Below are 24,337 nucleotides of genomic sequence, written 5' to 3'. Positions count from 1 at the left end.
CGTGGCAGAGTAATCTGTGACTGATTGTCTAGCAATTATCCCAAGATTTATTGATATTTGGAAACAATTTTTAATAGTGAATATAATTTAAGTTTAACTATTAACTAAATATTAAAATACAAAACGGAAAGTATCATTAATTCAGCCAAATATAGAATGCTTGGTTGAGTAAAATTAAATTGATTCAAAATAAGCTGTACTATGATTCAAAAGAAGTAATCAGTCAAAATAGTGAGAATTTTACTTATAGATGACGACGAACAGCTAATGGAAGTTTTAGCTAGTAAACTAATCGCTCAACGTTATGCGGTTGATATTGCCAACACTGGTGAAATGGGCTGGGAGTTCGTTTTACTGTTTGACTTTGATTTGGTAGTTCTCGACTGGATGATGCCTGATGTTGATGGCGTAGTTCTGTGTCAGCAAATTAGAGCCGAGGGCTACACCATGCCAATTATGCTGTTGAGCGCCCGCGATCGCCATAATGATAAAGTTATCGGCTTAGATGCTGGTGCGGATGATTATGTCGTCAAACCCTTTGATTTTGACGAACTTACAGCGAGAATTCGCGCTTTGCTACGGCGAGAAGTGAGTGTTTCCTCTCCCATATTGCATTGGCAGGATTTAAGTCTCGATCCGAAAATTCATGAAGTACATTATCACGAACAGATATTACCGCTTACTCCTAAAGAATATGGCATGATCGAACTGTTCATGCGCCATCCCCAACAGGTATTCAGCCCAGGGGCGATTATCAACAACCTCTGGGCAGGAGAAGATCCCCCAGGAGAAGAGGCAGTCAGAACCCATATTAAAGGCTTACGTCAAAAGCTCAAGGCGGTAGGTATGGAGAAGGATACGGTTAAAACCGTCTATGGTGTTGGTTATCGCCTTAAGTCTGATGAAGATCGAAAACAGTCTAACGAATTGGCTCAAACTAGCAAAGCTCGGCAAGATAAAGCCGCAATAATTACCAAAACCTGGTCAAAGTTTAAAGATTTAGCATTTCAAAGGCTGGCTGATTTAGAAAGTCTGGCTGTGGGACTATTAGAAGAACAAGCAACCCCAGAAATATATACCCAAGCCAAAAGTTCGGCACACAAACTGGCAGGCTCATTAGGCTGCTTTGGGTTTCCCAACGGCTCGATAATTGCCAAACAGCTCGAAGAATTATTAAACAGCGATTCTGTGGATGAGCCTGACATACAACAAATTAACGGACTAATTTCCTCGCTTCATACTGAATTACAACATCAGCCCTTTGAAGAAACAGTTAGAAATGCCCTGGGTAAAAATATTTCGCTGCTGATAATTAATTGCGACGCCGATTTTGGTCAAAGCTTAGTTACCGAAGCACACAAAAACGACATTAAAACTCATGCTGCATCTAATTTGGAGCAAGCCAGAGAGATAATCGCCCAGGAATCTATAGATGCGGTGCTATATAAAATAACTTTTCCCGATGGAGCAGATTTAACCTTTCTCGAACAGCTACATAATCAAATGCCCCAGCTACCAATTGTAGCGATCGCTGAATCAGCTCAATTAGTAGATCGCTTAGATCTAGTCCGCAGAGGCGGTAATTTGATTTTACAATACCCAGTAGAACCCAGTACCGCTATTAATTCTGTTGTCCAACTGATCCAAAGTGCAGGGGCTGCTGCCAAAGTTTTAATTCTCGATGACGATCCCCAAGTATTATTATCTTTGCAAATATCACTCCAGCCATGGGGTTTCGAGTTAACCACCCTGAATGAGCCACAGCATTTTTGGGATGTCTTAGAAGATGTCGAGCCAGATTTATTGGTACTAGATATAGATATGCCTGAAATTAACGGTATTGAACTATGTCAGATCTTAAGGAGCGATCGCCGTTGGCAACTACTGCCGATCTTATTTCTGAGCGTACATCAAGACGAAAAAACCCAGTATCTGGCTTTTGCTAATGGTGCAGACGATTATATTTGTAAGCCAGTTACCGGCTCGATCTTGGCTAACCGTATTTTAAATCGCTTACGTCGCAGCAAACTATTGAAGTCAGAAGTCAGAAGTCAGCCCGTGCATGATTAGCCCGTGCATGATTAGCTCCTTACGTCCTAAAGGACGACGCGAAGCTAGTGCTTTAGCATACCGCTCCGCGACACGAAGTTAGTCCTTTAGTGCATATCGCGTCCTTCGCGTCAAGTCAGGAGTCAGGAGTCAGGAGTCAGGAGTTTAAAATAACTCGTCGTGTGTTGGAAAACTAACAAGCACGGTTTGGACGAGAGGGGAGAAATAGAAACATCCTCCTCGACTCTAACGATGGAAATAATGATTGAAACCAATCTTGTCCCCAAAAAATTCGTTTTGTTGCTTCAAGAAATAGACTCCATAATCACAATCCTGGTAACTACCATCAAGTCACTTAAATCAAGCTCCTGACTCGTGACTTCAAGATTACGCCATGTTTTGGGGACAATAGCCCAATCTATCGACAATTTGATCGCGAAAAATTTCAATTTCTTCTGTTTCTGGTTTGCCATGAGCCACTATAACCACCTTATAGCGATTCATGATAGCAACAGCCGATTCTCCCGCTTCTAATCTGGCTAAAGCAGCAATTACTTTGGTAGATGGTTGAGAAAAAACTCCCATCTCGCTAAAAAAAGCCTGAAGATTTTTAGCTGATTGATAAGGTATTGAGTTTTTCAGTCTTACTTTAACTAACCAACAATCAATCAAATTAATGACTGCTACTGAATCTAAGTATGATTGATATTTGTTACGCAAGTGTGTAATAACTCTGAGAGTAGAGCTGGCATTAGCAAAAGAGTAGATATATTCTTTATTTGTTTTCATCGTTCTCAACTAAGATACTTCTAGCCAATCAAAAACTTTGTCTAACTGGTTGGTATTCAGTAATCCATACTGCCACAGAATTATCGGCAAAGTATTGGGTTCTAAATCCTGAGTTTTCTGCGCCAAAGAGATTGCTTCAGCCGAAATCTTCAATTCCGATCGCATAAATTTGATTAGTCGATCTAACATTTTGGCTACTGTGTGATTTAGTTAACATTAGAAAGCTATATTTATTCACTAAATCTAGACAAGCAATTTGAGGAACTTGTGAGGAAAAATAGATTTGTTGATTAGTAGTTGGGAGTTAGATTAAGTTATGTAGTAAAAAATGGTTCATTAAGAGATTGAAATATTAGACTATTGTAGATACATATACAAACTGTATTCCGCTTCATTTATTGCTAATTAGCTGATTGTTTATAGTGTGTATTGAGAAGTATATTGAATTTAATCCTGTAACCATTGCGCCTGATACTTTGCTTTGCCAGGCGATCGCTTTGTTTGCTCAAAAACAGCTTGACTGTATTTTGGTAATTGAAGTGGAATTAATCGGGATTCTAACTAAAGGCGACGTGCTGGGGGCAATATCTACCAGAATTGACCCAGAAACCACTACTGTAGATGCGGTGATGACTCAGCCGGTGATAACCATAGCGCGATCGCAATGCCAGGATATTCAGTTGGTTTGGTCGTTCCTCCAGCAGCATTCAATCGGTTATTTACCTATTTTGGGCGAAGAGCGCGAATTAGTTGGAGTGATTGAGGCTAAAGCTTTAATTCAATTGTTACCGTCTGTATTAGAAAAAGAGCCGACAACAAACTGTAGCCAGAATCAGCAACAAGACGATTGGCAAACGAAAGTTGAAGAATTAGAGTATTTGTTTGAATTTACGCCCAGTATCCTCGGTGTCTTTGGTCTTGATGGCTATTTAAAACGGACTAATCCTAGTTTTAGGGAAACTCTCGGTTTTAGCGAAGCTGAACTATTGGCAGAACCTTTTCTTAACTTTGTTTACCCAGACGATCGCGCTGCTACTTTCGCTGAGGTGAAAAAATTAGCCGCGGGCAAGACTACTATTTCCTTCGAGAATCGCTATCTTACCAAAGACGGTGACTATTGTTGGCTATTATGGACGGCGAAAGCTAATTTACAGACGGGAATTATTTATGCGGTAGCACAGAATATTACTGGACGTAAGAAAAGTGAACTAGCTCTCCTCGAAAGTGAGTTGAGATGGCAATTAGCACTTAAAGGTGCAAATGACGGAATTTGGGACTGGAACGTTAAAACCAATGAGATCTTCTTTTCCCGACGTTGGAAAGAGATGTTGGGCTATGGCGAGGCTGAAATTGGCAATACCCTAGAAGAATGGTCAAAAAGAGTTCATCCCGACGATCTTGGTTGGGTACGGGAAGTTGTTCAAGACCACTTTGCCCAGAAAACTCCCTTTTACACTGGGGAATATCGAATACGGTGTAAAGACGGCAGCTATAAATGGATTTTAGCTCGAGGACAGGCGCTATGGGATGAGGCAGGAAACGCGATTAGGTTGGCTGGTTCTCATACTGATATTACCTCACGCAAACAGACAGAAGAAAATTTAGCTAAAAGTGAAAATTTACTCCGCACCATCATTGAGTCCGAACCAGAGTGCGTCAAAATGCTCGATCGCGAAGGGAAGTTGTTAAAAATGAATCCTGCGGGGTTGGCCATTGTTGAGGCAGATTGTCTGGCGCGCGTGATTGGTCTTTCGGTTTATCCTTTAATCAATTTCAAACATCGTCAGGCTTTTGCCGACCTTACAGAAAGCGTGTTTGCCGGAAAATCGGGGACATTAGAATTTGAAATGACTGGATTAAAGGGAACATCGCGCTGGATGGAAACCAATGCTGTTCCTCTAAAAGATGGCGATGAAATTACGGCATTATTAGCAGTAACTAGAGACATCAGCGATCGCAAATGTGCCGAAATTCAACTACAGCAAGAACGGGATTTTTCTAACGCCATTATTAATACTGTCGGTGCATTGGTAGCTGTATTAGACAAACAAGGCAGGATCGTCAGCTTCAATCATACCTGCGAGCAGGTTACTGGCTATAGCTTTGAAGCAGTTAAAGGTCAACCTGTCTGGGGAATCTTGATCGCCCCAGAAGAAAAAATAGCAGTTCAAGCCGTATTTGAGCGACTGTTGATGGGGCAACTGCCCAACCAGTATGAAAATTCTTGGGTAGCTAAAGATGGTAGCCGTCGTTTAATTTCCTGGTCAAATACTGCTTTATTTGATGCCGAAGGCAAAGTAGAATTTATTATTACTACAGGTATTGATGTCACCGAGCAACGTCGGGTTTGGAATCAGCTAGAACAACAGTATCGACAAACAAAATTATTTACCGAAATAACCCGCAAAATTCAGATGTCGATTGAGATAGAAGAGCTGCTTCAAGCTGCCGTTACTGAAGTACAGCATCTCTTAGCTGGCGATCGCGTCTTAATTGTGGAAATAACCGCAAACAACACTGCCGTGACGATTAGCGAATCAATCTTGCCCGATTTACCGCCGATGTTGGGTTATGAATTAGCCGATCCGCTTTTAATGAATGAATATTTAACTAGATACAGTCAGGGAGAGGTGTTAGCGATCGATAATCTGGCTACTGCGTCTATTTCTCCAGATATTAAGCTGCTATTAACCCAGTTTCACGTTCAGGCTAAACTAGTTGTTCCCATTCTTTCTCAGAGTCAACTCAAGGGTCTTTTGATTGCTCATCAATGTTATCATCCCCGACAGTGGCAGGAATCTGAAATTCAACTACTAAAGCAGTTAGCCGATCAAATTGGCGTAGCTTTATCCCAGGCTCAGTTATTAAACAATCTAGAAGAGTTAGTATCTCAACGAACTAGTGAATTGACTACTATCAACAATTTACTTGAGGCAGAAATAGCCGAACGCAAACAAACTGAAGCAATATTAAGAGTAAACCAACAAAAGCTAGCAGGTATTCTCGATAATGCTGATGAAGCGATTATCTCCATCAACGAACGCCAGAAGATTCAAATCTTTAATCAGGGTGCGGAAAAGATTTTTGGCTATCAGGCGCGAGAAATAATTGGACAGCCTCTAGATATTCTCTTGCCAGAAATATTTCGACAGATGCATCGTCAGCATATTAATCAATTTGCTAAATCGACAGAACAGTCTCGTCAGATGGGAGAACGTAGTAGCAAGGTGTTTGGTCGTCGTAAAGGCGGTCAGCAGTTCCCTGCGGAGGCTTCTGTGGCTAAATTGCGAACTCATGAAGGAATGCTGTTTACAGTCATGCTCAAAGATGTTACCGAAAGAGAGCAAACACAAGTAAAGCTACGAGCCAGTAAAGCTTTACTAGCAAAAGCTGAAAAAATCGCCAAAATAGGAAGTTGGGAATATAATCACCAAATTCAACAGAAAAGTTGGTCGGAAGAATTGTTTTCGATTTTAGGTTTTCCCAGGGAACAACCCATACCGTCATGTCAAGCAATTTTGGCGCGCGTTCATCCAGAAGATCGTCTGTTAGTTAAAAATACGCTGCATCACGGACATAATCAAGGTACACCTTGGCAGTTTAACTATCGTTTGGTATTACCCAACGGCACGATCAAGTATGTAGAAAGTAGAGGTGAACCAACCGTAGATGCTCAAGGAAAAGTCCTCAAGGTATTAGAGACAATTATGGACGTCAGCGATCGCATCCAAGCCGAGAAATCTGTTCAACGTAGTGAAGAACAGTTAAAGGTAATCACTGATGCTCTACCAGTGTTGATTGCCTACGTAGACAACCAGCAACATTATCGCTATAACAATCGTACCTACGAAACTTGGTATGGTAAATCAAGATCCAGTCTGCTCGGACGACCTATAATAGAAACAATGGGAGCAGACACCTATCAAAAAACCCTGCCCTACATCAAGACTGCGTTAGCGGGAAAAGCAGTTACTTTTGAGAATCAACGCACCCATAAAAACGGTAGTTTCTACTGGACGAATGCCACTTATATTCCTGATTTAGACTCAGATGGTCAGGTGAAAGGGTTTTTCTCGATGGTAGAGGATATTACCGATCGCAAAGCCATCGAACAAATGAAAAGCGAATTTGTTTCGATCGCCAGTCATGAAATGCGAACCCCTCTAACTTCGATTCATGGCGTGATTAAGTTACTCTGTGCTGGTCGTTTGGGAGAAATAACTAATTCAGGAAAACAAATGGCAGATATGGCACTGAGAAATAGCGATCGCCTAACACGTCTGGTTAACGATATCCTGGATTTAGAACGAATGGAGTCGGGAAAAGATGAAATTGAAAAGCAACCCTGTAATAGTGCTGAATTAATCCAGCAGGCAGTAGATACTATTTGCCCGATGGCTAAGGAACGGCAAGTTAGCCTGGAAATCAATTCGCCTTCAATTGAATTTTGGGGCGATCGCGATCGCCTTGTCCAAACTATAACTAATCTAATTAGCAACGCGATTAAGTTCTCTCCTGTCAATAGTCAAATCGCGATCGCATCTCAATTACAAAATAACTATCTTCTCTTTTCGGTCAAAGACAAGGGCAGAGGTATTCCTCCAGATAAGCTAGAAACTATCTTTGAACGCTTTCAACAAGTGGATGCTTCTGATTCCCGCAAAAAGGGCGGTACTGGTCTTGGTTTAGCTATTTGCCATCATATTCTCGAGCAACACGGGGGCAAAATTTGGGCAGAGAGTGTTTATGGTGAGGGCAGCACCTTTTACTTTAAACTACCTCGAAAATAATGAAATCAGAAGGGGCAAGGCACTGCCCGCCCCTTCTTGTGACCCGTGGCTTCAAAAATGCTGTAATATGCAGGTAAAATTTTATTGTCTGTCGCTTTTTAATAACATGAACCCGAAACGCATTTTATTTATTGATGATGAGGATGATATCAAAACCTTAGCTCGTTTTTGCTTAGAATCTGAGGCGGGTTGGGAAATGATGGGTGCTTCTGGTGGGATGGAAGGTTTGGCGATCGCTGAAGACGAACAGCCAGATGCTATTTTATTAGATGCGATGATGCCCGAAGTAGATGGAATACAAACGATTGAAAAACTACTGCTTAACCCCAAAACTAAACACATTCCCACAATTTTTATTACTGCTAAAGCGCAAGCAAGCGATCGCCGTCGTTTCTACAGTGCAGGGGCAAAAGGCGTGATCAACAAACCTTTTGATTCTCTTACCCTTGCTAGTCAAATCTCTGGATTCCTCGGCTGGTAGGCACCAGGGTGTGATTATAGTAATCAATATTTTTTAGATTTTATTCAAGTTCCTCACAGTTTCTTCAGATTTTAAAACTATGATTTGAATGAGATTGAAGCAAGGAAAAATTATGCTACTTACTTGTCCCGCAACTGAGCGATCGACATTGAAAATACTGTGTTATTACACTAATTCTACACCCAAAATACAGCTTATTCGAGTACTTGACGGTCATAATTGCAATTATGAAAGAGTAGTCTTTCCTCAACAAAGAATTTTATTTGAAACAACACCTGAAGGAAGGCTAGAAGTTTATCTCGAACGAGTAGGAAATTCAGTGCTCGAACAAACATTTTCCTGTCAGAACTTACCTGCTAATCAATCTCCACAAAAACTAGCTGCAATTTAGTCTTGTTCTCGACCAAATATCAAAACGCACTTGATATTAATGTTCTTTAATATTGGTTTAAATAATCATGAGCATTTTAACTACCTGTCCTTGTTGTTCTACTTCAATGCTGCGCCATATTAGCAAACATCGAGAATATTGGTTTTGTCGTAATTGCTGGCAAGAAATGCCAGATTTAGAAAAACTTGCTGAGAAAAGGTATCTACAATCGAATAGAATTGTCAATCTATCAATTAGCTCAAAAGTTTTAGTACCCAGTGCTGATTTGCTAAAAAATCTGGAAACTAGTCGTGAACAACTTAAAAAACTAAGCAGCAAAAAATACCTGAACACGACTTGTAAACATTAGATTTTTATCGGTTTTCAATCTTATTGGGGAGGCTAAACAATGTCCGTAGCCATTAGTAAATATCATCTTGATCGACATAGATCGCAACAAACTAGATTAAATTCTCAACTAAAAAAGCGATTAAAATATTCAGGAGTATATTGTCAACGAGATATTCAGCAATTCTATCCAAATCTATCTGTTTTGGAACAAAGAGAATTGCTCGACAGGCTAGAATTAATCTACTCTCAAATTCTGTTTGATTATTTCTCTTCGCAAGATAATATTAATAATCTAATCGATCGCTTTGTGGAAGAAGCTTTCTTGGTCGATCTGCCATTCAATAAAGTTGTCGAGATTCACGTGAACTTGATTGATAATTTAGAAAAACAACTGTTATTGCAAGGTTTACGCACTGAACATCTCAGCGATTTTAGCCTGACATTAATTGATGTCCTTGCTCATTTAGGAGAAATGTATCGCAATCTAGTAAGTGAAAACTAGCTAAAAGCTATATGCCCTAAAGGATTCACGGATAAACCGCACTCCGCCCTTCGGTCTCGTAGCGGTATGCGGTCATCATATGCCCTAAAGGACTAGCCCTAAAGGATTAGCTCCTTACGTCGCGTCCTTCGCGTCGTCCTTTAGGAAAAATCAAAAGCTTATTCAAACTTTTTTCTACTTCGCAATTGATTTAAAATAATTATATTTATCATCGTAAACTTTACATGAGTGATATTTCCAATTTAATTTCTCAGATGCAGCAGCCTCATTTTTATCCACATACTGTTGCAGAAAAAATAGAGATAGTTCAAACTCATGCTGCCTGTGTTTTTTTAACAGGACAATATGCTTATAAAATTAAGAAAAAGGTGAATTTTGGGTTTCTTGATTACTCAACTCTATCTAAAAGAAAGCATTGCTTAGAAACAGAATTACAGCTTAATCAGAAAATTGCTCCCGAACTATATTTAAAAGTTATTCCAATTAGCAAATGTGATGATAATTTTTTTCTGGCTAATTCAGAAAATATTGTCGAGTATGTCCTCAAGATGCGTCAGTTTCCGCAGGAAAATTTATTTTCTAATCTTTTAAATGCAGGAAAACTAGAAAGCGATCGCTTTGGGGAATTGGGCAAGATCGTGGCTCAATTTCATAACCACGCCGAAACTAATGATTATATTAGCAGCTTTGGCACAGTGGCTCAAATTAGTTCTGCTTTTGAAGAAAATTATCAGCAATCACAAAAATATATTGGTATTGTTCAGACTAAAGAGCAGTTTGAAGCTACTAAAGCATATACCGATTTTTTCTTTACCGAACGAAAAGATTTATTTAAAGACAGAGTAAAACAGCAGCGAATTAAAGAATGTCATGGCGATTTACACCTGCAAAATATTTGCTTATGGCACAATAAAATTCAGTTATTCGATCGCCTTGAATTTAACGAGTCTTTTCGCTTCGTCGATACGATATACGATGTGGCGTTTGTCGTCATGGATTTAGAAGCAAAAAAAAAACCCGATCTTGCCAATGCTTTTTTGAATAGTTATCTTGAATACACGAGCGACTGGCCAGGGCTGCTAGTATTACCTTTATATTTGAGCAGGCAGGCTTATGTTAGGGCTAAAGTAAGTTCTTTTTTACTAGACGATCCTCAGATTAGCGAAGCAGATAAGCAAGAAGCGAAAACAACGGCTAGCGACTACTATCGACTGGCCGCTCAATATACTAAAGTTAAGTTAGGCAATTTAATTTTAATGTCTGGTTTATCAGGTTCGGGTAAAAGCACTGTCGCCAGAACAATTGCCAGACACAAGGGTGCAATTCAGATTCGTTCCGATGCTGTTCGCAAACACCTCGCCCAAATACCTCTAGATGAGTTTGGAACAGATGTTATTTACTCCCAGGAAATGACGCAAAAAACTTATAATCGCCTCTTAGAGTTGGGTATTATGCTTGTCAAAGAAGGGTACACGGTAATTCTTGATGCTAAATACGATCGCGTCAATCTACGTCAATCTGTAATTTCTCAATCAGAAGCTAACAATATACCCTTAAAGATAATTTACTGTACCGCACCTATATCAGTATTGCGCGATCGCTTAAATCAGCGTCAGCGAGATATTTCCGATGCGGGAGTAGATTTAATACCCACTCAGCAGGCAAATGCCGAAGCTTTTACCACAGCAGAACAAAAATATTTAATTGTCGTAGATACATCTCAAACAAATTGGCAAGAAAGAATAAACAATATAATCTAGATATTGTTCAACTTAAAATTATTCATCGCTACATTTACTGCTGGTCTATACTTATTTTCCAGACCAAGTAATCCAATGATGAGACGTATTTTCCTGTTTTCTTTCACATTCGCCCCAATTAACCCCTTCTAAGTTTGTGCCTTTGGTTTCGGCTACGGAAATGTCGGTACCCGCTAGTTTAGCTTCAGTCAAATCTGCATTAGTTAAATTTGTACCGCCAAGATCGGCATCAGTTAGGTTGGCACTACACAAACGAGCGCCGTGCAAATTGGCACAACGCAAGTCTGCACCACTCAAATCTGCGCCTCTAAGATCGGCGTTTTCTAAATCTGCGCCAATTAAGTTAACTTCTGACAAGTTTGCACCTACCAAACTAGCACCTACCAAATTAGCATTGGTTAAATTAGCCTGTTCCAGACAAGCACCGCTTAAATCAACATCATTTAGATCGGCATCACTAAGATCTGCTTGAGTTAAATTGATTCTAGTTAAATCAGCAGCTTGAAGTTGGGCAGAGTGTAGGCTTGCGCCATTAAAATCTAGTATTCCATGGCGATACTGCTGAAGTAGTTGTGTAGCTTTCATGATCATGCTGTTCCTTTTACTAACAATTCAGTAGCTAGCTCAGACAACAAAACTAATTATCAGAGTTAGCTACTAAATAAAAAATGGAGTTTTAACCTTTAAATAAACCATTACAATTTGCTAAATAATCTTGGTGAAAATAAAAGTTTTTAAGTTATGTCTCCATAACAAAAAATCATATAGGCAAAATTTGAGGAACTTGTGAGGAAAATTATCATCAAGTAAAATTTAAAGAACTTATCGAAGTTTTTTTGACTCGATTAGCGATCGCAATATCGAACTTCGCAACCCACTTTTAAATCCTTACTGTCATCTAATAATCAGAATATCTTTTTAAAATTCTTTCTTTATTTAGAGCGAGATAAATATAATTCACATGAGGGTAGTTTTAATCCCCATTCTGAAGTTTTTATCTTTAGATCTTCGATTAAACCAGTTTTAAGATTGAGTACCCAACCATGAATTTGAGGTGCATTGTTTTCTCGCATACACTTACGTAAAATTGAAGTTTGAGCCAAATTTTTTACTTGAGCAATAACATTCAAGTCCGCTAAACGGTCGATTTTTTGGTCTCTAATCGACATACAGTCTATTTCTGCTTGGTTTTGAAGATATAGCTCTGGGATCGGATTAACCCAATTATCAACCAATCCAGTCGTGTTTCCTTCTAAAGCAGCCGTGATTCCTCCACAGCCATAATGTCCGCAGACGATAATATGCTGCACTTTTAAATAATCAACTGCATAATCTAAAACTGATAAAAAATTGATGTCAGTCAAGGACACTTGATTGGCAATATTTCGGTGAACAAAAATTTCTCCAGGTTCGGTTTGAGTAAACCTAGTTAAAGGCATACGACTATCGGAACAACCAATGTATAAATAGGGTGGTTTTTGTCCTGCACCTAATTCTTCAAAATACTTTGGTTCGGCAGCACGTTTTTGGGCAGCCCAAGATTGGTTATTGTGTAATGAATTATTTACGTTTCAAAGTATAGTGATTAAATTCAATCTTTAAAAAGGTCGAGACAAGCCACACCTACCCAACCCATCAAAACTATCCCGCCTAAGAAAGAAGCAAGATAAACAATTGGTCCCCAGCCCAAGTCTGTAGTCATGATTAAACAGAACAAGGTGGTCAAAATTAACATTGCTAAGATTGCCACCAAAAAATTGATCAATTCCATATCAGATACTCACTAATTTCTTCAGCTTATTCAACCCAGGAATTTTGGTTTTTTGCTCTTTGACTAACGTCACTTCTTCTAAGATTAGATTAGAAGGGTCAACTTCTTCTAAGTCGCGGCATCGTTGAGTTTTAATCATCGAAATTTGGCTAGTTAAAATAAAGCTGACAAAAGATGCGATCGCAATTACGGGTAACATTGCCGTACCTGAGAGTACACTGAGGATAATACTGGTGCTGACTGGAGTTTTGGTTACAGCTACGTTTACTGCTGCCATCAGACAGACCATTCCTACAGTTGGATGAACTTGAGGTACTGCTAAAGAAACAGCATAGCCGACATTAGCACCAATAAAAAACAGTGGGAAAATAAAACCACCTAAAAAGCCAGAATGCAAAGTAAAACTAATGGCAAACATCTTAGCTACCGCGATCGCCAGTAACAAACCAACGCCTAAACTAGCCCCCGTTTCAATTACGGTTTGAATTTGTGCCTCGCTAAAGAATAGGGTTTGAGGGAAAGCAAAAGCAATTAGACCAATTGATAAACCACCTAGAGTTGCTAAGAAAATAGGATAGTCTTCTAAAGGCTTAAGTAGCTTGCCAATAATGCGAAAGATGGCAATAAACATCACTGCCAATCCAGCCCCAATTACACCCAAAACTAAGCCTTCTAGTAAATTTTGAGGGGAAAGGGCAGGAACTTGTTCAAAGTGGTAAAAACCACCGATGGTTATTCCCGTGTTTAGTCGGAATACGGCAAAGGAAAGGATGGCTGCAATAATAGCAGGTGCGATCGCCTCAAAATATTGCAAACCTCGACGATGGGGAATTTCTAGAGCAAACAAAGCTGCGCCAATAGGTGCGCCAAAAAAAGCACCTAAAGCTGCACTCATTCCACAAAAAGTGAGAATTCTGACTGAAGTTTTGGTTAACTTTAACCTATCGCCCAACCAGCTACCAAAGCTGCCATTAACTTGTACCAAAGGTGCTTCTGGTCCCGCACTGCCACCAGAGGTGATGGCGATTAAAGAAGCAATAATCATTGCTGGAGTTTTGCGGATATCAATTTTGCCTGGGTTATGAATTTTATCGACTACCTGAGCCATTTCTCCAGGAAGCCCAAAAAAATAAAGAGCTAAACCGACGCAGAATCCACCAACAGTAGTAGCAATCCAGACATAGTTACTAACGCCAAGCCAGCTAGGAAAATACGGCTTGACTATTTCTGGCAGAGTGTGCCACATACCGTGGGTCATGGTTTCTAGCACGAAGTAATAAACAGTAGCCACCATACCGCCAAAGATACCAATAACTACAGCACAGAGAATAAGCTGTGAGTAAGTCAGTTGTTTTCCATTACTCATGCTTTCTAAGTTATCAGTTCGGCTGAGATCGCTTGTTTTAACTTGACGGGAGGAAACGGTCGGGTCTCCCGACGCAGGGGCTATCGCCCCAAGTCGCGTCTGCGACGCTTGCAAGCTTTGCTTGCTGCTTCCACTCTCCTGTTGACTGTTCGACGACATGGTTACTCCTAAAGTCTAAAAAAATCTGTCTAAATTAATACTTTTTTGAGGTAAACAGTAACAATTGCTACTTTTTATTGGCGATTTTTGTATAATTAAGATGCACGCTCTTAGCTACAAGAGTGACTGTGCAATTGTTTAAAACTGATTCGCTGATAGAAAGAGGTTGAAATGAAATCCCGAAGAACGTCCCGCGATGTATTGTATGTTCCCTTTTACTTAAGACATTTCAACGCTAGCGAAAAAATAATCATAGCTTTGCTGGTTTTTATCTCTTCAATTACTGTGGGTTTAATTCCGATTATTTATGCTTTGACTAACACCACAGAACCAACCCCAACACCGATCTACAGCAGCGAAGTCGAACTCTGGAGAATATTCGGCGAAACGGATTAGAGTTATCTAGTAATCCTAAATGATAGTAGAGAAGTCCTCGTAGCTACTTAAATCGGGCAGGGTAAATAATCGGTATTTGATGAACAACTTAAATTTCTTGGTAAATTTAATTGTGAATTAGGCTTAACCTTGTTATCGCTCGTTCGTCAATTTACTAGATACTGCTGGCGTTTGCAGTTTCAATTCTTCCTCATGAGAGCCTGTAGGTTCTTTGAGAAAAAACCAAAGAAGGAAGAACATAATCAAGCTACTGATTCCCATCGTCGAGAAGAAAATTTTGTTACCAGCATCACCCGTAGGTAATAAACTGAAGAGAAGGAGGAAAGCTACCCCCCCTACATTGCCCCAGGCACCAACGCTTCCAGCGATTTGACCAGTAATCTCCTCCTTAATCAGGGGGACTATTGCATAGGTCGCACCCTCCGCTGCTTGGACAGAAAAAGAGGCAAACATAGTCACGCCAATTGCCAGGGGAAGCCACCAACTACCGTTGAGCAAGCCCATTGTTAGATAGCCAACTCCTGTAACAGCCTGCAATATAACCAATGTCCACTTTCGGCTGCCGATTGTATCAGAGATCAAACCACCCCCTGGACGGGCGACTAGGTTCATAAAGGCATAGCTGGAAGCCACCGCTCCTGCTAGTGCTAGAGGCAAGTTGAAGGTCGTTCGAAAAAACAGCGGTATCATCGAGACAACGGCTAGCTCTGACCCAAAACAGACAAAGTAGGTTAGATTTAGCAGGACTACTTGGGTAAAATCGTATCGTTCTTCGGGGGCATAGCGTTTTTGACCTGCCATTAACTGTCGGTTTACTCTCCAGTTCCAGTAAGTTTGGAATAGGTATAAACCGAGTAACGCTACACAGATAATGACTACCGCCGTAGAACTTAAGGCTTCAACTACGTTGAATCGCCAAGCTACGATGCCTAAAGCAGCATATAGAGGCAAATTCGATATCGTCATCAGCCAGAAGTCCTTTTGAGTTGTCACTTCGATCGCGCCCGGGTGCTTAGCTGGCTTGAATTCCTTATGGGGTGGTGAATCTTGAACGTTGAAAAAATAAAACACCCCATAAACAGCAGCAACGATGCCGCTAAGGGCGATCGTATATCGCCAGCTACTCTGACTACCCACTAAAAAACTTGCCCCAGTCGCAACTAGAGGTAAAACAATCGCAGCCACACCAGAGCCAAAGTTACCCCAGCCACCGTAAATTCCTTCTGCAAAGCCAATTTCTTGAGGGGGGAACCAATTCGCCACCATCCGAATGCCAACGACAAATCCTGCTGCAACCACGCCAATAGCTAGACGACTCCAAAGCAACTGGTTATAGTCCTGCGCGAAGGCAAACGCGAAGCAGGGAATGGCAGCATAAATCAAGACACCTGAAAAAACGATGCGAGGACCGATGCGGTCTATCAACATACCGAAGATAATCCGAAACGGAATCGCCAGAGCTAAATTGCACAGGAGCATCGTCCGGAATTGCAGCTCGTTCAGTTGAAACTCTTCTATAATCGATTCAGCTAGAGGGGCAGCGTTAAATATGACTACGAAGGATAACAAGAAGGCAAACCACGTTAGGTGTAGGATGCGGTATCGACCACTAAATGACAATAATCTTTTAAGCATATTGAAATTTCCTAACTAATGAGTCTAGGTAGAACAAATGAAGACACAGGCTAACTGCATCAATGCATAACTTGAACGTTGAATAGCGGATGAGGGCGAAAAATAACCAATTTTGGCAGAGTCCCTGCTTACTTACTTTTTCCGCAACAAGCTTAGGTGTGAGCCAGAATAACTCTTAATTAGGCACTTCAAAATATACTGCTTTGTCTCTTAAGCTATACAACCTGACGAGTTGATTCTGTCAGCCTTGTTACACATTTAAGAGTTAGATTGCAGTGGAAAACTTATTACTTGTAAATCACTGTCAATTTGCTTTTTTATAGGCGATCGCTTTTTCTGGAGAAGCGTGAACTTCTTGCCCTTCACCATGCCCTCCAGTTGGTTCTCTGAGGAAAAAGGCACAAAGACTAGCGACAATCAAAGCTACAACTCCTAACATCTGAAAAAAGAATTTATCTCCGCCACCACCTTCTGGAAGCAAGCTATAGGTAGTTAGATAGGCGACTGCGCCCACATTGCCGTAAGCCCCCACATTACCAGCTATCTGTCCAGTAACCCGAGGCTTGACCAAAGGAACAATGGCATAAGTAGCACCTTCGGTAGCCATGACAAAGAAAGAAGCACACATTGTCATGATTATGATTAGGGGTAGAGCTATTTCGCCAAGACTGCTAAAAATTAAATAACCAATTCCCGTACCAGCCAGGGTTACAGCTAACGTCCATTTACGGCTACCAATTTTGTCAGAAATAAACCCGCCTCCAGGACGAGCGGCTAGATTCATAAAGGCATAAGTTCCCGCAATTCCTCCCGCCAGTGCTGCTGTTAAGCCAAAAGTATTTTCAAAAAAGGCTGGGAGCATTGAAACAACCGCTAATTCTGAGCCAAAGCTAGCAACGTAAGCAAGTTCTAGAAGTGCCACTTGAGAAAACTGATAGCGATCTGCTGCTGGGTAGCGTTTTGCTCCAGTGATGAGTTTTTGATTGACCTTGTAAATATTAAAAGCTTGGAATAAATATAGAGCGACTAGACCAACCCAGATTAAATACATCGTACTTGAACCAAATAATTGCGCCTTTTGCAAACGCCAAGTAATTACGCCTAAAATTCCCACCAGAGGAATATTCATCAAGAGCAAAAACCAAAGGTCTTTTTTGCTAGTTACTTCCAATCCAGCACTACTTTCTGGTCGCTGGTAGACTTTGCCAGGAGGCGTATCTTGAACGTTAAAGAAATAAAATATTCCATAGAGTGCAGCAATAATTCCCGTTAGAGCGATCGCCAATCTCCAGTTAAGTTGGCTAGCGGTCAAACCAGCCGTTAGCGCAGCAATAGTTGGCAGAGTAAATGCTGCTGCTGCCGAGCCAAAGTTACCCCAGCCCCCGTATATGCCCTCTGCTAAACCGATTTCCTGAGAATTAAACCACTCTGCCACCATGCGAATTCCAATCACAAAACCACAGCCGACAATACTCAAGGCTAAACGGCTAATCACCAGCTGAGTAAAGTTTTGCGAGAGTGCAAAGGCAATTGAAGGGATAGCTGCATAAATTAATAAACAAGAGTAAGTAATTCTTGGACCAAGGCGATCGAGAATCATCCCAACAATAATCCGCGCTGGAACTGTAAGGGCGACATTACAAATCGCCAGAGTTCTAATTTGAGCTGGCTCTAAACCTAATTCTGTTTGCACTGCTGTGGCAAAAGGAGCAAAGTTAAACCAGACGACAAAGCTTAAGAAAAAAGCAAACCAAGTAAGGTGCAAGATGCGGTAGCGACCACTAAAGGAAAAAATTCCAGACATAATTTATTTTTTGGCGATTGACAAATTTGAATGCCGATAATGTCTTTTTTATTCTGATCTTTTAAAAACATTAGCAAGATATTAATAGAACACTAATTAATCGGCAGTAAAGTTTATTACCGTTCGACAATCATCAATATAGAAAAACCTTAATTTCACAAAATGTGTATTTAGTTACTATCTTGTCTACTTATGACTCTTTAGATACTGTTTATGTCATTTTTTGTCGGTTTGGCAAAAGCGATCGCTTTTAATAATTACATAGGCTATTGAAGTGTAAATGAAGTGTAAATACTGCCTCACGCCTCAAGTAGAGTAGAATAATCATTAGTTACTAAAGTATTTTTAGCTAACCAACGCTGAAGACAATGACACAATTGTCAATGCAAAATAAACTTATCTTGCCGATTATTTTTCTCAGCAAGATCGCTGTTAGTGTCTTTGGCTGGCAATGGTATAACTCCCATAACCGCGTTTATAACTTAGCGATCGCCACTGGAGGAAGTCAAGGAGAATATTATGCTTTTGCTCAAGCTTTAGCTAAAGTCGTTGCCCGATCTCAACCTCAAATCCAGATTGAAGTTGTTGAAAAAGGCTCTCTAGAAAATTTGCAATTATTGGAGTTTGATCGGGTGCAATTAGCACTAATTCAAAACGATACCACGGTCTCTCCCTCTACCAAAGCGATCGCTTCTTTGTTTCCAGAAATATTACATTTAATTGTTAGCGAAGAATCTAATATCAATAGTTTCAGCGAACTCAAAGGAAAAAGAATTGCTTTAATGCCAAAAGGAAGTGGTTCTTACCAACTGTTTTGGTCTTTAAAATGTGGTTGCAAGGGAAACAAAAAAACCGTGCCGATCTGTACAATCTCGAAATTCTAGAATTAATCGATCGCATCAATTCCATGGAAGATTTAGAGCAACTAACTCTCGTGCGTCGTCACCTCTTTGAAATTTTAGCCAAAGTAATTGTAGATTTAGATGAAGACCGAGTTTCTCCAGAGTCATTTCAATCTTTTACTTTTACTTGGAAAGTAGCTATGAGAGCAGTTAGCTATCAAGAAACTTCGTTGAAAAATCAGCCTAATCCTCAATCCGCCTAACAGTTATCTAAAAAATTACTCTGATCAATACCAATTTAAAAGGTCGAATTAAAAAAACATCAAATCTCTGTGAGGTTTTCTTGCTGAGCTTACCGATAGGTTGGTTAGATTATTATTAGCTTGGATTAACAATTTTTGACGATGATTTGTTGCGCAAGTTCTTGAGAATATCTAACAATATTATCTAGTATATTCTGTTTAGTTGTTGGGTATTTTTTGATTGTCTTCTCGATTACTTCTTGAAACATTTCCCAAATCTTAGGATGATATTTCAGAGTGCAATGATAGTGTGTTTTCATTATGTAATAATCTTCGATGACTAACGAATAAGTCAATAATCGACCTACATTTGCAAGCTGTTGTACTGCGGAGCATTGAATCAGCTCGTTATATTGATCGACTAGCTGATTATATTTCTGACAATTTGAGCCGTCAGGATCGTTAGGATAATTTAGCAAATATGGGCGCGGTAAACTCTTGTAAGCAGTTTTTTAGTTGCTCTTCAGCATATCCTGTACTGATATAGTCCCCCTTTTTTTGACATCCTCTGGTATAAACATTTTCGGTTTTAGTGTAACTATTGATTTATATTTCTTGGTTGCTACACTAATGCAGGGCTTTAGTATAAGCTGAGTCTTCGACTAGCTTCGCGTCGCGAAGCGGTGACGCGATATGCCCGTGCATGATTTGCGACGCGAAGCTAGTGCTAAAGCATACCGCTCCGCATATCCTTTAGGGCGAAGCTTATCATGCACGGACTAACTTCGTGTGACGCGAACTTCTAATCCTTTAGGGCTAATCATGCACGGAATCCGTTCAGGGACTCGCTGGTTGAATTTTGAATTCCCCCGAAGGAGGTTGACTAGTTTATATCATTACCTAATCAGCAACACCGTCATTTTAAAGTATTATTTTATTAACATAACATTATTATAATATTTATCTTACATTTGCTTTTTAGAGAAATTAGCTGTTATTTATGCCAACATTTGTAAAAATAGAAAAGGGAATAGTTAACAAAGTAATTTTTGATCGATACGTATCGGCTCATAAAAGCTATGTTCGCCAACTAATTGTCAGAGGACATAAAGCTAAAACTGGCTATTGGGGAGAATTAGGAGGAGGAATGCTAGTCTTTGACGCAGATTCTTTACAAGAAGCTCAGAAAATAGTGGCTCAAGATCCTCTGGTTATTTATAACTGTGTCGATTATGAACTGCACGAATGGTGCATCGTTGTTGAGTAAATGCACGGTTGATTTTAAACTATGAGTTAATCGGACTAAAAAAGCGATCGCTTTGAACGCTCGGTCCTTTGCTCTATTGGCAGTATTTAAGTAATTTTTCTGTAGGCCTTATTTGCGAGTCAAAAAATTTAATAATACTAGGCTAATCAGTAACCAAAAATAGCCGAAAATATAGCCAGCGAAAATATCCGTTGCCCAATGAGCCTTGACATATACACTACTAAAGCCAATCAGCAGTACCAACGTAGAAGACAAACCATAAATATATTTAGCTAAATGCGGATATCGCGCCACAATAATAAAAGACATATAAAAGTAAAAAACCAAATTTCCTGCTGCATGGCCGCTGGGAAAACTGTCAGGGCTTAAATCATTGACTAACCGAGGTTTAAAAGGGCGAGAGCGATCGAACAAAGGTTTAAGTACTTCGTCTACCAGCAGCAAAATTCCCAAAGTAGCAAAAACTAAGGCTTTAACTTCTTGCCAAGAGCGTTGACGAATTAAAGTTATTAAAGCAATCAACACCACTAAACCAGTGAAGTAAGTACCAGTAATACGATAAACATTAGTGAAAATAAAATCTAGTAAGGTGTTTCGTTGAGCCTCTAAGAATTCATAAATCTGAATATCGAACTGATAATAGTTTTTAATGATCGTTTGATAGCAAAGCTGTAAAAAAGGAAATAGTAGCAACAACAGGAAATAAAAGTTTTTTCGGCTGATTTTGCGATATTTTGGCATCTAATAACTAGAGAGAACACAGTTTTGCTTCGGCAATTATAATGGTTTTACCAAAGACTTGGCTTTCAAGAACAAGGTTGAGAATTTAGAATGGATTTTCCCGTCCTTGATTCTTAATTTCCAATCGTCGGAACAGTTGTTAAAAGAAGGGCGGGTTTTAACAAGGCAATTAGATAAGAGTCGCGAAAGTTCAAGATCCTTCACCTTCAGACTAGATGCGGTTTATTAACCCTGCCAATTTCATTTATCATAAGAGACTAACCTCATCAAAACTTACTCATTTTTTTAGCTATGATCAAGCAAACTATTTCTGTCTTAGTAGAAGACGAAGCAGGAGTTTTAACGCGCATTGCAGGATTATTTGCTCGCCGTGGTTTTAACATTGAAAGTCTGGCGGTAGGTCCTGCCGAACAAGTAGGTGTCTCGCGGATTACAATGGTTGTACCTGGAGATGAAAAAGTTGTTGAGCAGCTAATTAAACAGCTATATAAATTGATTAGCGTACTGAAGGTACAGGATATCAGCCAGCAGCCTTGTGTGGAAAGAGAGTTAATGCTAATTAAAGTTAACGCCACCGCTTCTAATCGGGCTGAAGTAATTCAGCTAGCGCAAATTTTTCGCGCCAGGGTGGTCGATCTTTCTGAAGAAGCCTTAACTCTTGAGGTTGTAGGCGATCCTGGCAAAATCGTCGCGATTATTCAAATGTTGAATAAGTTTGGGATTCGTGAAATTGCTCGCACCGGGAAAATTGCTTTAATCAGAGAATCTAAAGTCAACACAGAATATCTTAAGTCTCTTGAAGCGAAGGTAACTCTTTGAAGCAAAAATCATACTGACAATTTTTTAACCTTCAATTAATCTCAGCAGGTTATTGAATGCCTAAAGTTTATTAATTAACTAAGTGTTCTAACAAAGAGCATACTTAGCTGGGATAAAATTTTGCTTTACCAAGATCTGATATAGGTTGATTTCGGTCTCTAACAGACAAGCATGACCACTTTGAGGCAATACGGTCATTTGTGCTTGGGGTAAAAGATGGGTTAATTTTTGGGCTTCCTCAACTGAAGGCAACAAGTCATCTGCTGCCCCTGCAACAATTAAGCTAGGAATATTTAAGTTGCGCAATTCCTCATCGGTAACTTTAAAATCTCTCAGCAGAGATAATCGCCAGCTAACCACGTGAGGCGGTATAGATTTCATACTTTCAATTAGACAAATGCGATCGCAATCATTAATTCGATTTAAGCGGACTAAAAAAGGTAATAGTCCCGCAGCCGAATAGCGGTGTACCCAAGATGGCAGCAAAGAAGTAAGATTTACTCCCCAGCTCAAAATAGGTAACTGATTTAAGCAAGAAGCAGGATTAACTAATATTAGCTTTTTAATTATACATGGCTCAGCCAAAGCTGTTTTTAAGGCTAAACAGCCACCAAAAGATTCGCCACAAAGGTAAACTTCTGAATTGGTTTTGTGAGTTAATTCTGATTTGATTAGCTGTACCGTATCTCTAGCTAAATCTGACCAACTGCTATGATTGTCGATACGAATTGATAAACATCGCAAGTCAAAATTTGCTGCCAGATTATTAGACTGCCTTTGCAGTAGCTTGCCAGTACCGTCCATACCAGGAAGATAGACAAACAGAGGAGCATCCCGATTAATCTCTCTGGGATCGATAAAATTTACGCTGGATTTAAAATTCATATATCTATATTATAGAAATAAAACTTAAAATTTATTAATATTTATTTTCTAACATTTATTGATCAAGATAGATTTCCCCACTTTTTTCTTTACATTTCCCCTCAATAGCTATCTAATTTAATAACACCCTTCCCGTAGTAACTCAGTGATTTGATCCTGGCAATAGTGCGTTAAATCTAAAGCCAGTTCTTTGGCCTGTTTTCCTTTATATTCCTGTTTTTGAGTCTGATTAATCAAGTAGGGGCTACCGATTAATACTTGGGCACGGTGATAAACTAACATTGGATGTAAACCCTGTCGCTCAAAAAAGGGTTCATCTCGATCAAATTGCTTCAGCCAACGAATTGGAATACTAGGATAATTTGTTTCGGACAAAGACGCGATCGCCACTGGTAAAACAGCTAAATTTGCCACAGGTGTTTTCCAAGCCAAATGAGCAAAACCGCGATGAAACTCATTAATTTCATCGGGTGCTGTAGGTTCGATCATCGGTTTAGTGCCTTCAGGAAATAATCCCACCCACTGTCTAGAAGTTAAAAGATAATTTGCTTGCTCAAAAAACTGTTTTTGGCGGCGATCGGCTTCTGCTAAAGGGAAACAGCCAAGAGAATTTATTATTTCTCGCACACCTGGAGTTTGACCCATGTAGTGATGACAGGCGATTCGTAAAGTATTAGGAATTGACTTGATTAAAATTGGCGCATCTAGAAAGCTACGGTGATTACTGATCACAATAGTCGGAATGTCAGTCGGAATACGATCGGTATAAGACTGAGTTAAATTGAGATTAACAGTCGATATTATCGATTGAGCGATTAAACGAGATGTAAAAGATAGCATTCAATTAGATTATTCGCATATTTGGATCAAAGTGCGTCATACCTTGGTTTTACTGCCAAACCGAGATTATTCTAGTATGGAGCAATGTTTAATAATTAACAAAAGTTTCCGACTTCTGCTTCGGTCTAGAGCTATATTGAAGCAGAAATAAATAATTCAAAGTTGGCAAATTTTCTGGTCATAACCAAAAAGCCGATATTTTTTGTCCCATCTGCTTGGCAAAATTACTAACGATTGATAGTCAGCTATGTTAACGAAATCGAAAATTTATTAAGTATTTTCCTTAACGTTAATTTAAAGCCCTGTTGTAATTGATACTGTGTAGATAAAGTTTTTGAATTTTGATAATAAAATCTAAAATTTTTAATCAATCAAGATTATTCTCTGGAGAACTAAAAATAAAATAAATCACGGCGCAATAAACGTCTATTTATAAAAAATTGCTATTGAATACAAAAGGCTATTAAGCTGATAACCT

The 24,337-nt window shown here is 39.6% G+C and carries 23 protein-coding genes; 12 read left to right on the top strand and 11 right to left on the bottom strand.

The window, feature by feature from the left end; genetic code table 11:
• Positions 1–231: 231 nt before the first annotated feature.
• Positions 232–2,070: a response regulator gene (locus V6C71_12525; protein ID HEY9769297.1), complete on the top strand. Its 1,839-nt coding sequence runs from the start codon at positions 232–234 to the stop codon at positions 2,068–2,070.
• A 366-nt stretch (positions 2,071–2,436) separates the two neighbouring features.
• Here the strand turns inward: V6C71_12525 and V6C71_12520 are convergent, their stop codons facing one another.
• Both V6C71_12520 and V6C71_12515 read right to left on the bottom strand, forming a co-directional pair.
• On the bottom strand, positions 2,437–2,838 hold the full coding sequence (locus tag V6C71_12520) for a hypothetical protein (GenBank protein HEY9769296.1): 402 nt from the start codon (positions 2,836–2,838) through the stop codon (positions 2,437–2,439).
• Between the two features lie 9 nt (positions 2,839–2,847).
• Positions 2,848–3,027, bottom strand: coding sequence for a DUF2949 domain-containing protein (locus tag V6C71_12515; protein HEY9769295.1), 180 nt, complete (start codon positions 3,025–3,027; stop codon positions 2,848–2,850).
• 233 nt (positions 3,028–3,260) lie between these two features.
• Between V6C71_12515 and V6C71_12510 the strand changes: the two genes are divergently transcribed.
• From V6C71_12510 to V6C71_12485, 6 genes are all read left to right on the top strand, one after another.
• Positions 3,261–7,628, top strand: a complete 4,368-nt coding sequence (locus V6C71_12510) for a PAS domain S-box protein (protein HEY9769294.1) — start codon at positions 3,261–3,263, stop codon at positions 7,626–7,628.
• 106 nt (positions 7,629–7,734) lie between these two features.
• Entirely contained in the window at positions 7,735–8,109 is a 375-nt protein-coding gene (locus tag V6C71_12505) for a response regulator (GenBank protein ID HEY9769293.1), read from the top strand.
• A 112-nt stretch (positions 8,110–8,221) separates the two neighbouring features.
• Positions 8,222–8,500: a DUF1830 domain-containing protein gene (locus V6C71_12500; protein HEY9769292.1), complete on the top strand. Its 279-nt coding sequence runs from the start codon at positions 8,222–8,224 to the stop codon at positions 8,498–8,500.
• A 67-nt stretch (positions 8,501–8,567) separates the two neighbouring features.
• A complete protein-coding gene (locus V6C71_12495) occupies positions 8,568–8,849 on the top strand; it encodes a hypothetical protein (GenBank protein ID HEY9769291.1) in 282 nt (93 codons plus the stop codon).
• 39 nt (positions 8,850–8,888) lie between these two features.
• Positions 8,889–9,332, top strand: coding sequence for a hypothetical protein (locus tag V6C71_12490; protein ID HEY9769290.1), 444 nt, complete (start codon positions 8,889–8,891; stop codon positions 9,330–9,332).
• A 224-nt stretch (positions 9,333–9,556) separates the two neighbouring features.
• Positions 9,557–11,092, top strand: a complete 1,536-nt coding sequence (locus tag V6C71_12485; GenBank protein HEY9769289.1) for an AAA family ATPase — start codon at positions 9,557–9,559, stop codon at positions 11,090–11,092.
• Positions 11,093–11,143: 51 nt separating this feature from the next.
• Here the strand turns inward: V6C71_12485 and V6C71_12480 are convergent, their stop codons facing one another.
• From V6C71_12480 to V6C71_12465, 4 genes are all read right to left on the bottom strand, one after another.
• Positions 11,144–11,677 carry a pentapeptide repeat-containing protein gene (locus V6C71_12480; GenBank protein ID HEY9769288.1) on the bottom strand — a complete coding sequence of 178 codons (534 nt, stop codon included), beginning with the start codon at positions 11,675–11,677 and terminating at the stop codon, positions 11,144–11,146.
• A 347-nt stretch (positions 11,678–12,024) separates the two neighbouring features.
• The gene (locus V6C71_12475) at positions 12,025–12,552 is read right to left on the bottom strand and encodes a carbonic anhydrase (protein HEY9769287.1); all 528 of its coding nucleotides are present in this window, start codon (positions 12,550–12,552) and stop codon (positions 12,025–12,027) included.
• Positions 12,553–12,683: 131 nt separating this feature from the next.
• Entirely contained in the window at positions 12,684–12,863 is a 180-nt protein-coding gene (locus V6C71_12470) for a hypothetical protein (protein ID HEY9769286.1), read from the bottom strand.
• 1 nt (position 12,864) lies between these two features.
• On the bottom strand, positions 12,865–14,388 hold the full coding sequence (locus tag V6C71_12465; GenBank protein HEY9769285.1) for a chloride channel protein: 1,524 nt from the start codon (positions 14,386–14,388) through the stop codon (positions 12,865–12,867).
• Positions 14,389–14,559: 171 nt separating this feature from the next.
• On the opposite strand from V6C71_12465, the gene V6C71_12460 reads away from it, so the two are divergent.
• On the top strand, positions 14,560–14,784 hold the full coding sequence (locus tag V6C71_12460; protein ID HEY9769284.1) for a hypothetical protein: 225 nt from the start codon (positions 14,560–14,562) through the stop codon (positions 14,782–14,784).
• A 132-nt stretch (positions 14,785–14,916) separates the two neighbouring features.
• On the opposite strand, the gene V6C71_12455 is transcribed toward V6C71_12460, so the two are convergent.
• Together V6C71_12455 and V6C71_12450 are read right to left on the bottom strand one after the other, a co-directional pair.
• On the bottom strand, positions 14,917–16,419 hold the full coding sequence (locus V6C71_12455; protein HEY9769283.1) for a NarK family nitrate/nitrite MFS transporter: 1,503 nt from the start codon (positions 16,417–16,419) through the stop codon (positions 14,917–14,919).
• 304 nt (positions 16,420–16,723) lie between these two features.
• A complete protein-coding gene (locus V6C71_12450; protein ID HEY9769282.1) occupies positions 16,724–18,223 on the bottom strand; it encodes a NarK family nitrate/nitrite MFS transporter in 1,500 nt (499 codons plus the stop codon).
• A 368-nt stretch (positions 18,224–18,591) separates the two neighbouring features.
• Between V6C71_12450 and V6C71_12445 the strand changes: the two genes are divergently transcribed.
• The 3 genes from V6C71_12445 (at position 18,592) to V6C71_12435 (ending at position 20,574) form a co-directional block, all read left to right on the top strand.
• Positions 18,592–19,107 (top strand): TAXI family TRAP transporter solute-binding subunit, encoded by a 516-nt coding sequence (locus V6C71_12445; protein ID HEY9769281.1) that lies wholly within the window; start codon positions 18,592–18,594, stop codon positions 19,105–19,107.
• Positions 19,050–19,328 carry a hypothetical protein gene (locus V6C71_12440; protein ID HEY9769280.1) on the top strand — a complete coding sequence of 93 codons (279 nt, stop codon included), beginning with the start codon at positions 19,050–19,052 and terminating at the stop codon, positions 19,326–19,328. The genes V6C71_12445 and V6C71_12440 overlap by 58 nt, the downstream gene beginning before the upstream one ends.
• 979 nt (positions 19,329–20,307) lie before the next feature.
• A complete protein-coding gene (locus tag V6C71_12435) occupies positions 20,308–20,574 on the top strand; it encodes a YciI family protein (GenBank protein ID HEY9769279.1) in 267 nt (88 codons plus the stop codon).
• Positions 20,575–20,682: 108 nt separating this feature from the next.
• Here the strand turns inward: V6C71_12435 and V6C71_12430 are convergent, their stop codons facing one another.
• Complete coding sequence (locus tag V6C71_12430; GenBank protein HEY9769278.1) at positions 20,683–21,315, bottom strand: phosphatase PAP2 family protein; 633 nt, start codon at positions 21,313–21,315, stop codon at positions 20,683–20,685.
• A 294-nt stretch (positions 21,316–21,609) separates the two neighbouring features.
• On the opposite strand from V6C71_12430, the gene ilvN reads away from it, so the two are divergent.
• Positions 21,610–22,134: an acetolactate synthase small subunit gene (gene ilvN / locus V6C71_12425; protein HEY9769277.1), complete on the top strand. Its 525-nt coding sequence runs from the start codon at positions 21,610–21,612 to the stop codon at positions 22,132–22,134.
• Positions 22,135–22,221: 87 nt separating this feature from the next.
• Here the strand turns inward: ilvN and V6C71_12420 are convergent, their stop codons facing one another.
• Positions 22,222–23,019: an alpha/beta hydrolase gene (locus tag V6C71_12420; protein ID HEY9769276.1), complete on the bottom strand. Its 798-nt coding sequence runs from the start codon at positions 23,017–23,019 to the stop codon at positions 22,222–22,224.
• Between the two features lie 117 nt (positions 23,020–23,136).
• Positions 23,137–23,859 carry a lysophospholipid acyltransferase family protein gene (locus V6C71_12415; GenBank protein HEY9769275.1) on the bottom strand — a complete coding sequence of 241 codons (723 nt, stop codon included), beginning with the start codon at positions 23,857–23,859 and terminating at the stop codon, positions 23,137–23,139.
• Positions 23,860–24,337: the final 478 nt, after the last annotated feature.

The sequence above is a fragment of the Coleofasciculaceae cyanobacterium genome (assembly GCA_036703275.1).
GTDB lineage: Bacteria > Cyanobacteriota > Cyanobacteriia > Cyanobacteriales > Xenococcaceae > Waterburya.
The sequence above is the reverse complement of the archived record's forward strand: the minus strand, read 5'-3'. Positions and strand labels throughout refer to the sequence as shown.

Bases quoted from the DNA above. Each gene is read 5' to 3' on its own strand.
- V6C71_12500 (HEY9769292.1), top strand. From the start codon at position 8,222: ATGCTACTTACTTGTCCCGCAACTGAGCGATCGACATTGAAAATACTG.
- V6C71_12470 (HEY9769286.1), bottom strand. From the start codon at position 12,863: ATGGAATTGATCAATTTTTTGGTGGCAATCTTAGCAATGTTAATTTTG.
- V6C71_12505 (HEY9769293.1), top strand. From the start codon at position 7,735: ATGAACCCGAAACGCATTTTATTTATTGATGATGAGGATGATATCAAA.
- V6C71_12420 (HEY9769276.1), bottom strand. From the start codon at position 23,019: ATGAATTTTAAATCCAGCGTAAATTTTATCGATCCCAGAGAGATTAAT.
- V6C71_12450 (HEY9769282.1), bottom strand. From the start codon at position 18,223: ATGTCTGGAATTTTTTCCTTTAGTGGTCGCTACCGCATCTTGCACCTT.
- V6C71_12485 (HEY9769289.1), top strand. From the start codon at position 9,557: ATGAGTGATATTTCCAATTTAATTTCTCAGATGCAGCAGCCTCATTTT.
- V6C71_12435 (HEY9769279.1), top strand. From the start codon at position 20,308: ATGCCAACATTTGTAAAAATAGAAAAGGGAATAGTTAACAAAGTAATT.
- V6C71_12480 (HEY9769288.1), bottom strand. From the start codon at position 11,677: ATGAAAGCTACACAACTACTTCAGCAGTATCGCCATGGAATACTAGAT.
- V6C71_12440 (HEY9769280.1), top strand. From the start codon at position 19,050: ATGTGGTTGCAAGGGAAACAAAAAAACCGTGCCGATCTGTACAATCTC.
- V6C71_12430 (HEY9769278.1), bottom strand. From the start codon at position 21,315: ATGCCAAAATATCGCAAAATCAGCCGAAAAAACTTTTATTTCCTGTTG.
- V6C71_12445 (HEY9769281.1), top strand. From the start codon at position 18,592: ATGACACAATTGTCAATGCAAAATAAACTTATCTTGCCGATTATTTTT.
- V6C71_12455 (HEY9769283.1), bottom strand. From the start codon at position 16,419: ATGCTTAAAAGATTATTGTCATTTAGTGGTCGATACCGCATCCTACAC.
- V6C71_12465 (HEY9769285.1), bottom strand. From the start codon at position 14,388: ATGTCGTCGAACAGTCAACAGGAGAGTGGAAGCAGCAAGCAAAGCTTG.
- V6C71_12520 (HEY9769296.1), bottom strand. From the start codon at position 2,838: ATGAAAACAAATAAAGAATATATCTACTCTTTTGCTAATGCCAGCTCT.
- V6C71_12490 (HEY9769290.1), top strand. From the start codon at position 8,889: ATGTCCGTAGCCATTAGTAAATATCATCTTGATCGACATAGATCGCAA.
- V6C71_12415 (HEY9769275.1), bottom strand. From the start codon at position 23,859: ATGCTATCTTTTACATCTCGTTTAATCGCTCAATCGATAATATCGACT.
- V6C71_12515 (HEY9769295.1), bottom strand. From the start codon at position 3,027: ATGTTAGATCGACTAATCAAATTTATGCGATCGGAATTGAAGATTTCG.
- V6C71_12495 (HEY9769291.1), top strand. From the start codon at position 8,568: ATGAGCATTTTAACTACCTGTCCTTGTTGTTCTACTTCAATGCTGCGC.
- V6C71_12460 (HEY9769284.1), top strand. From the start codon at position 14,560: ATGAAATCCCGAAGAACGTCCCGCGATGTATTGTATGTTCCCTTTTAC.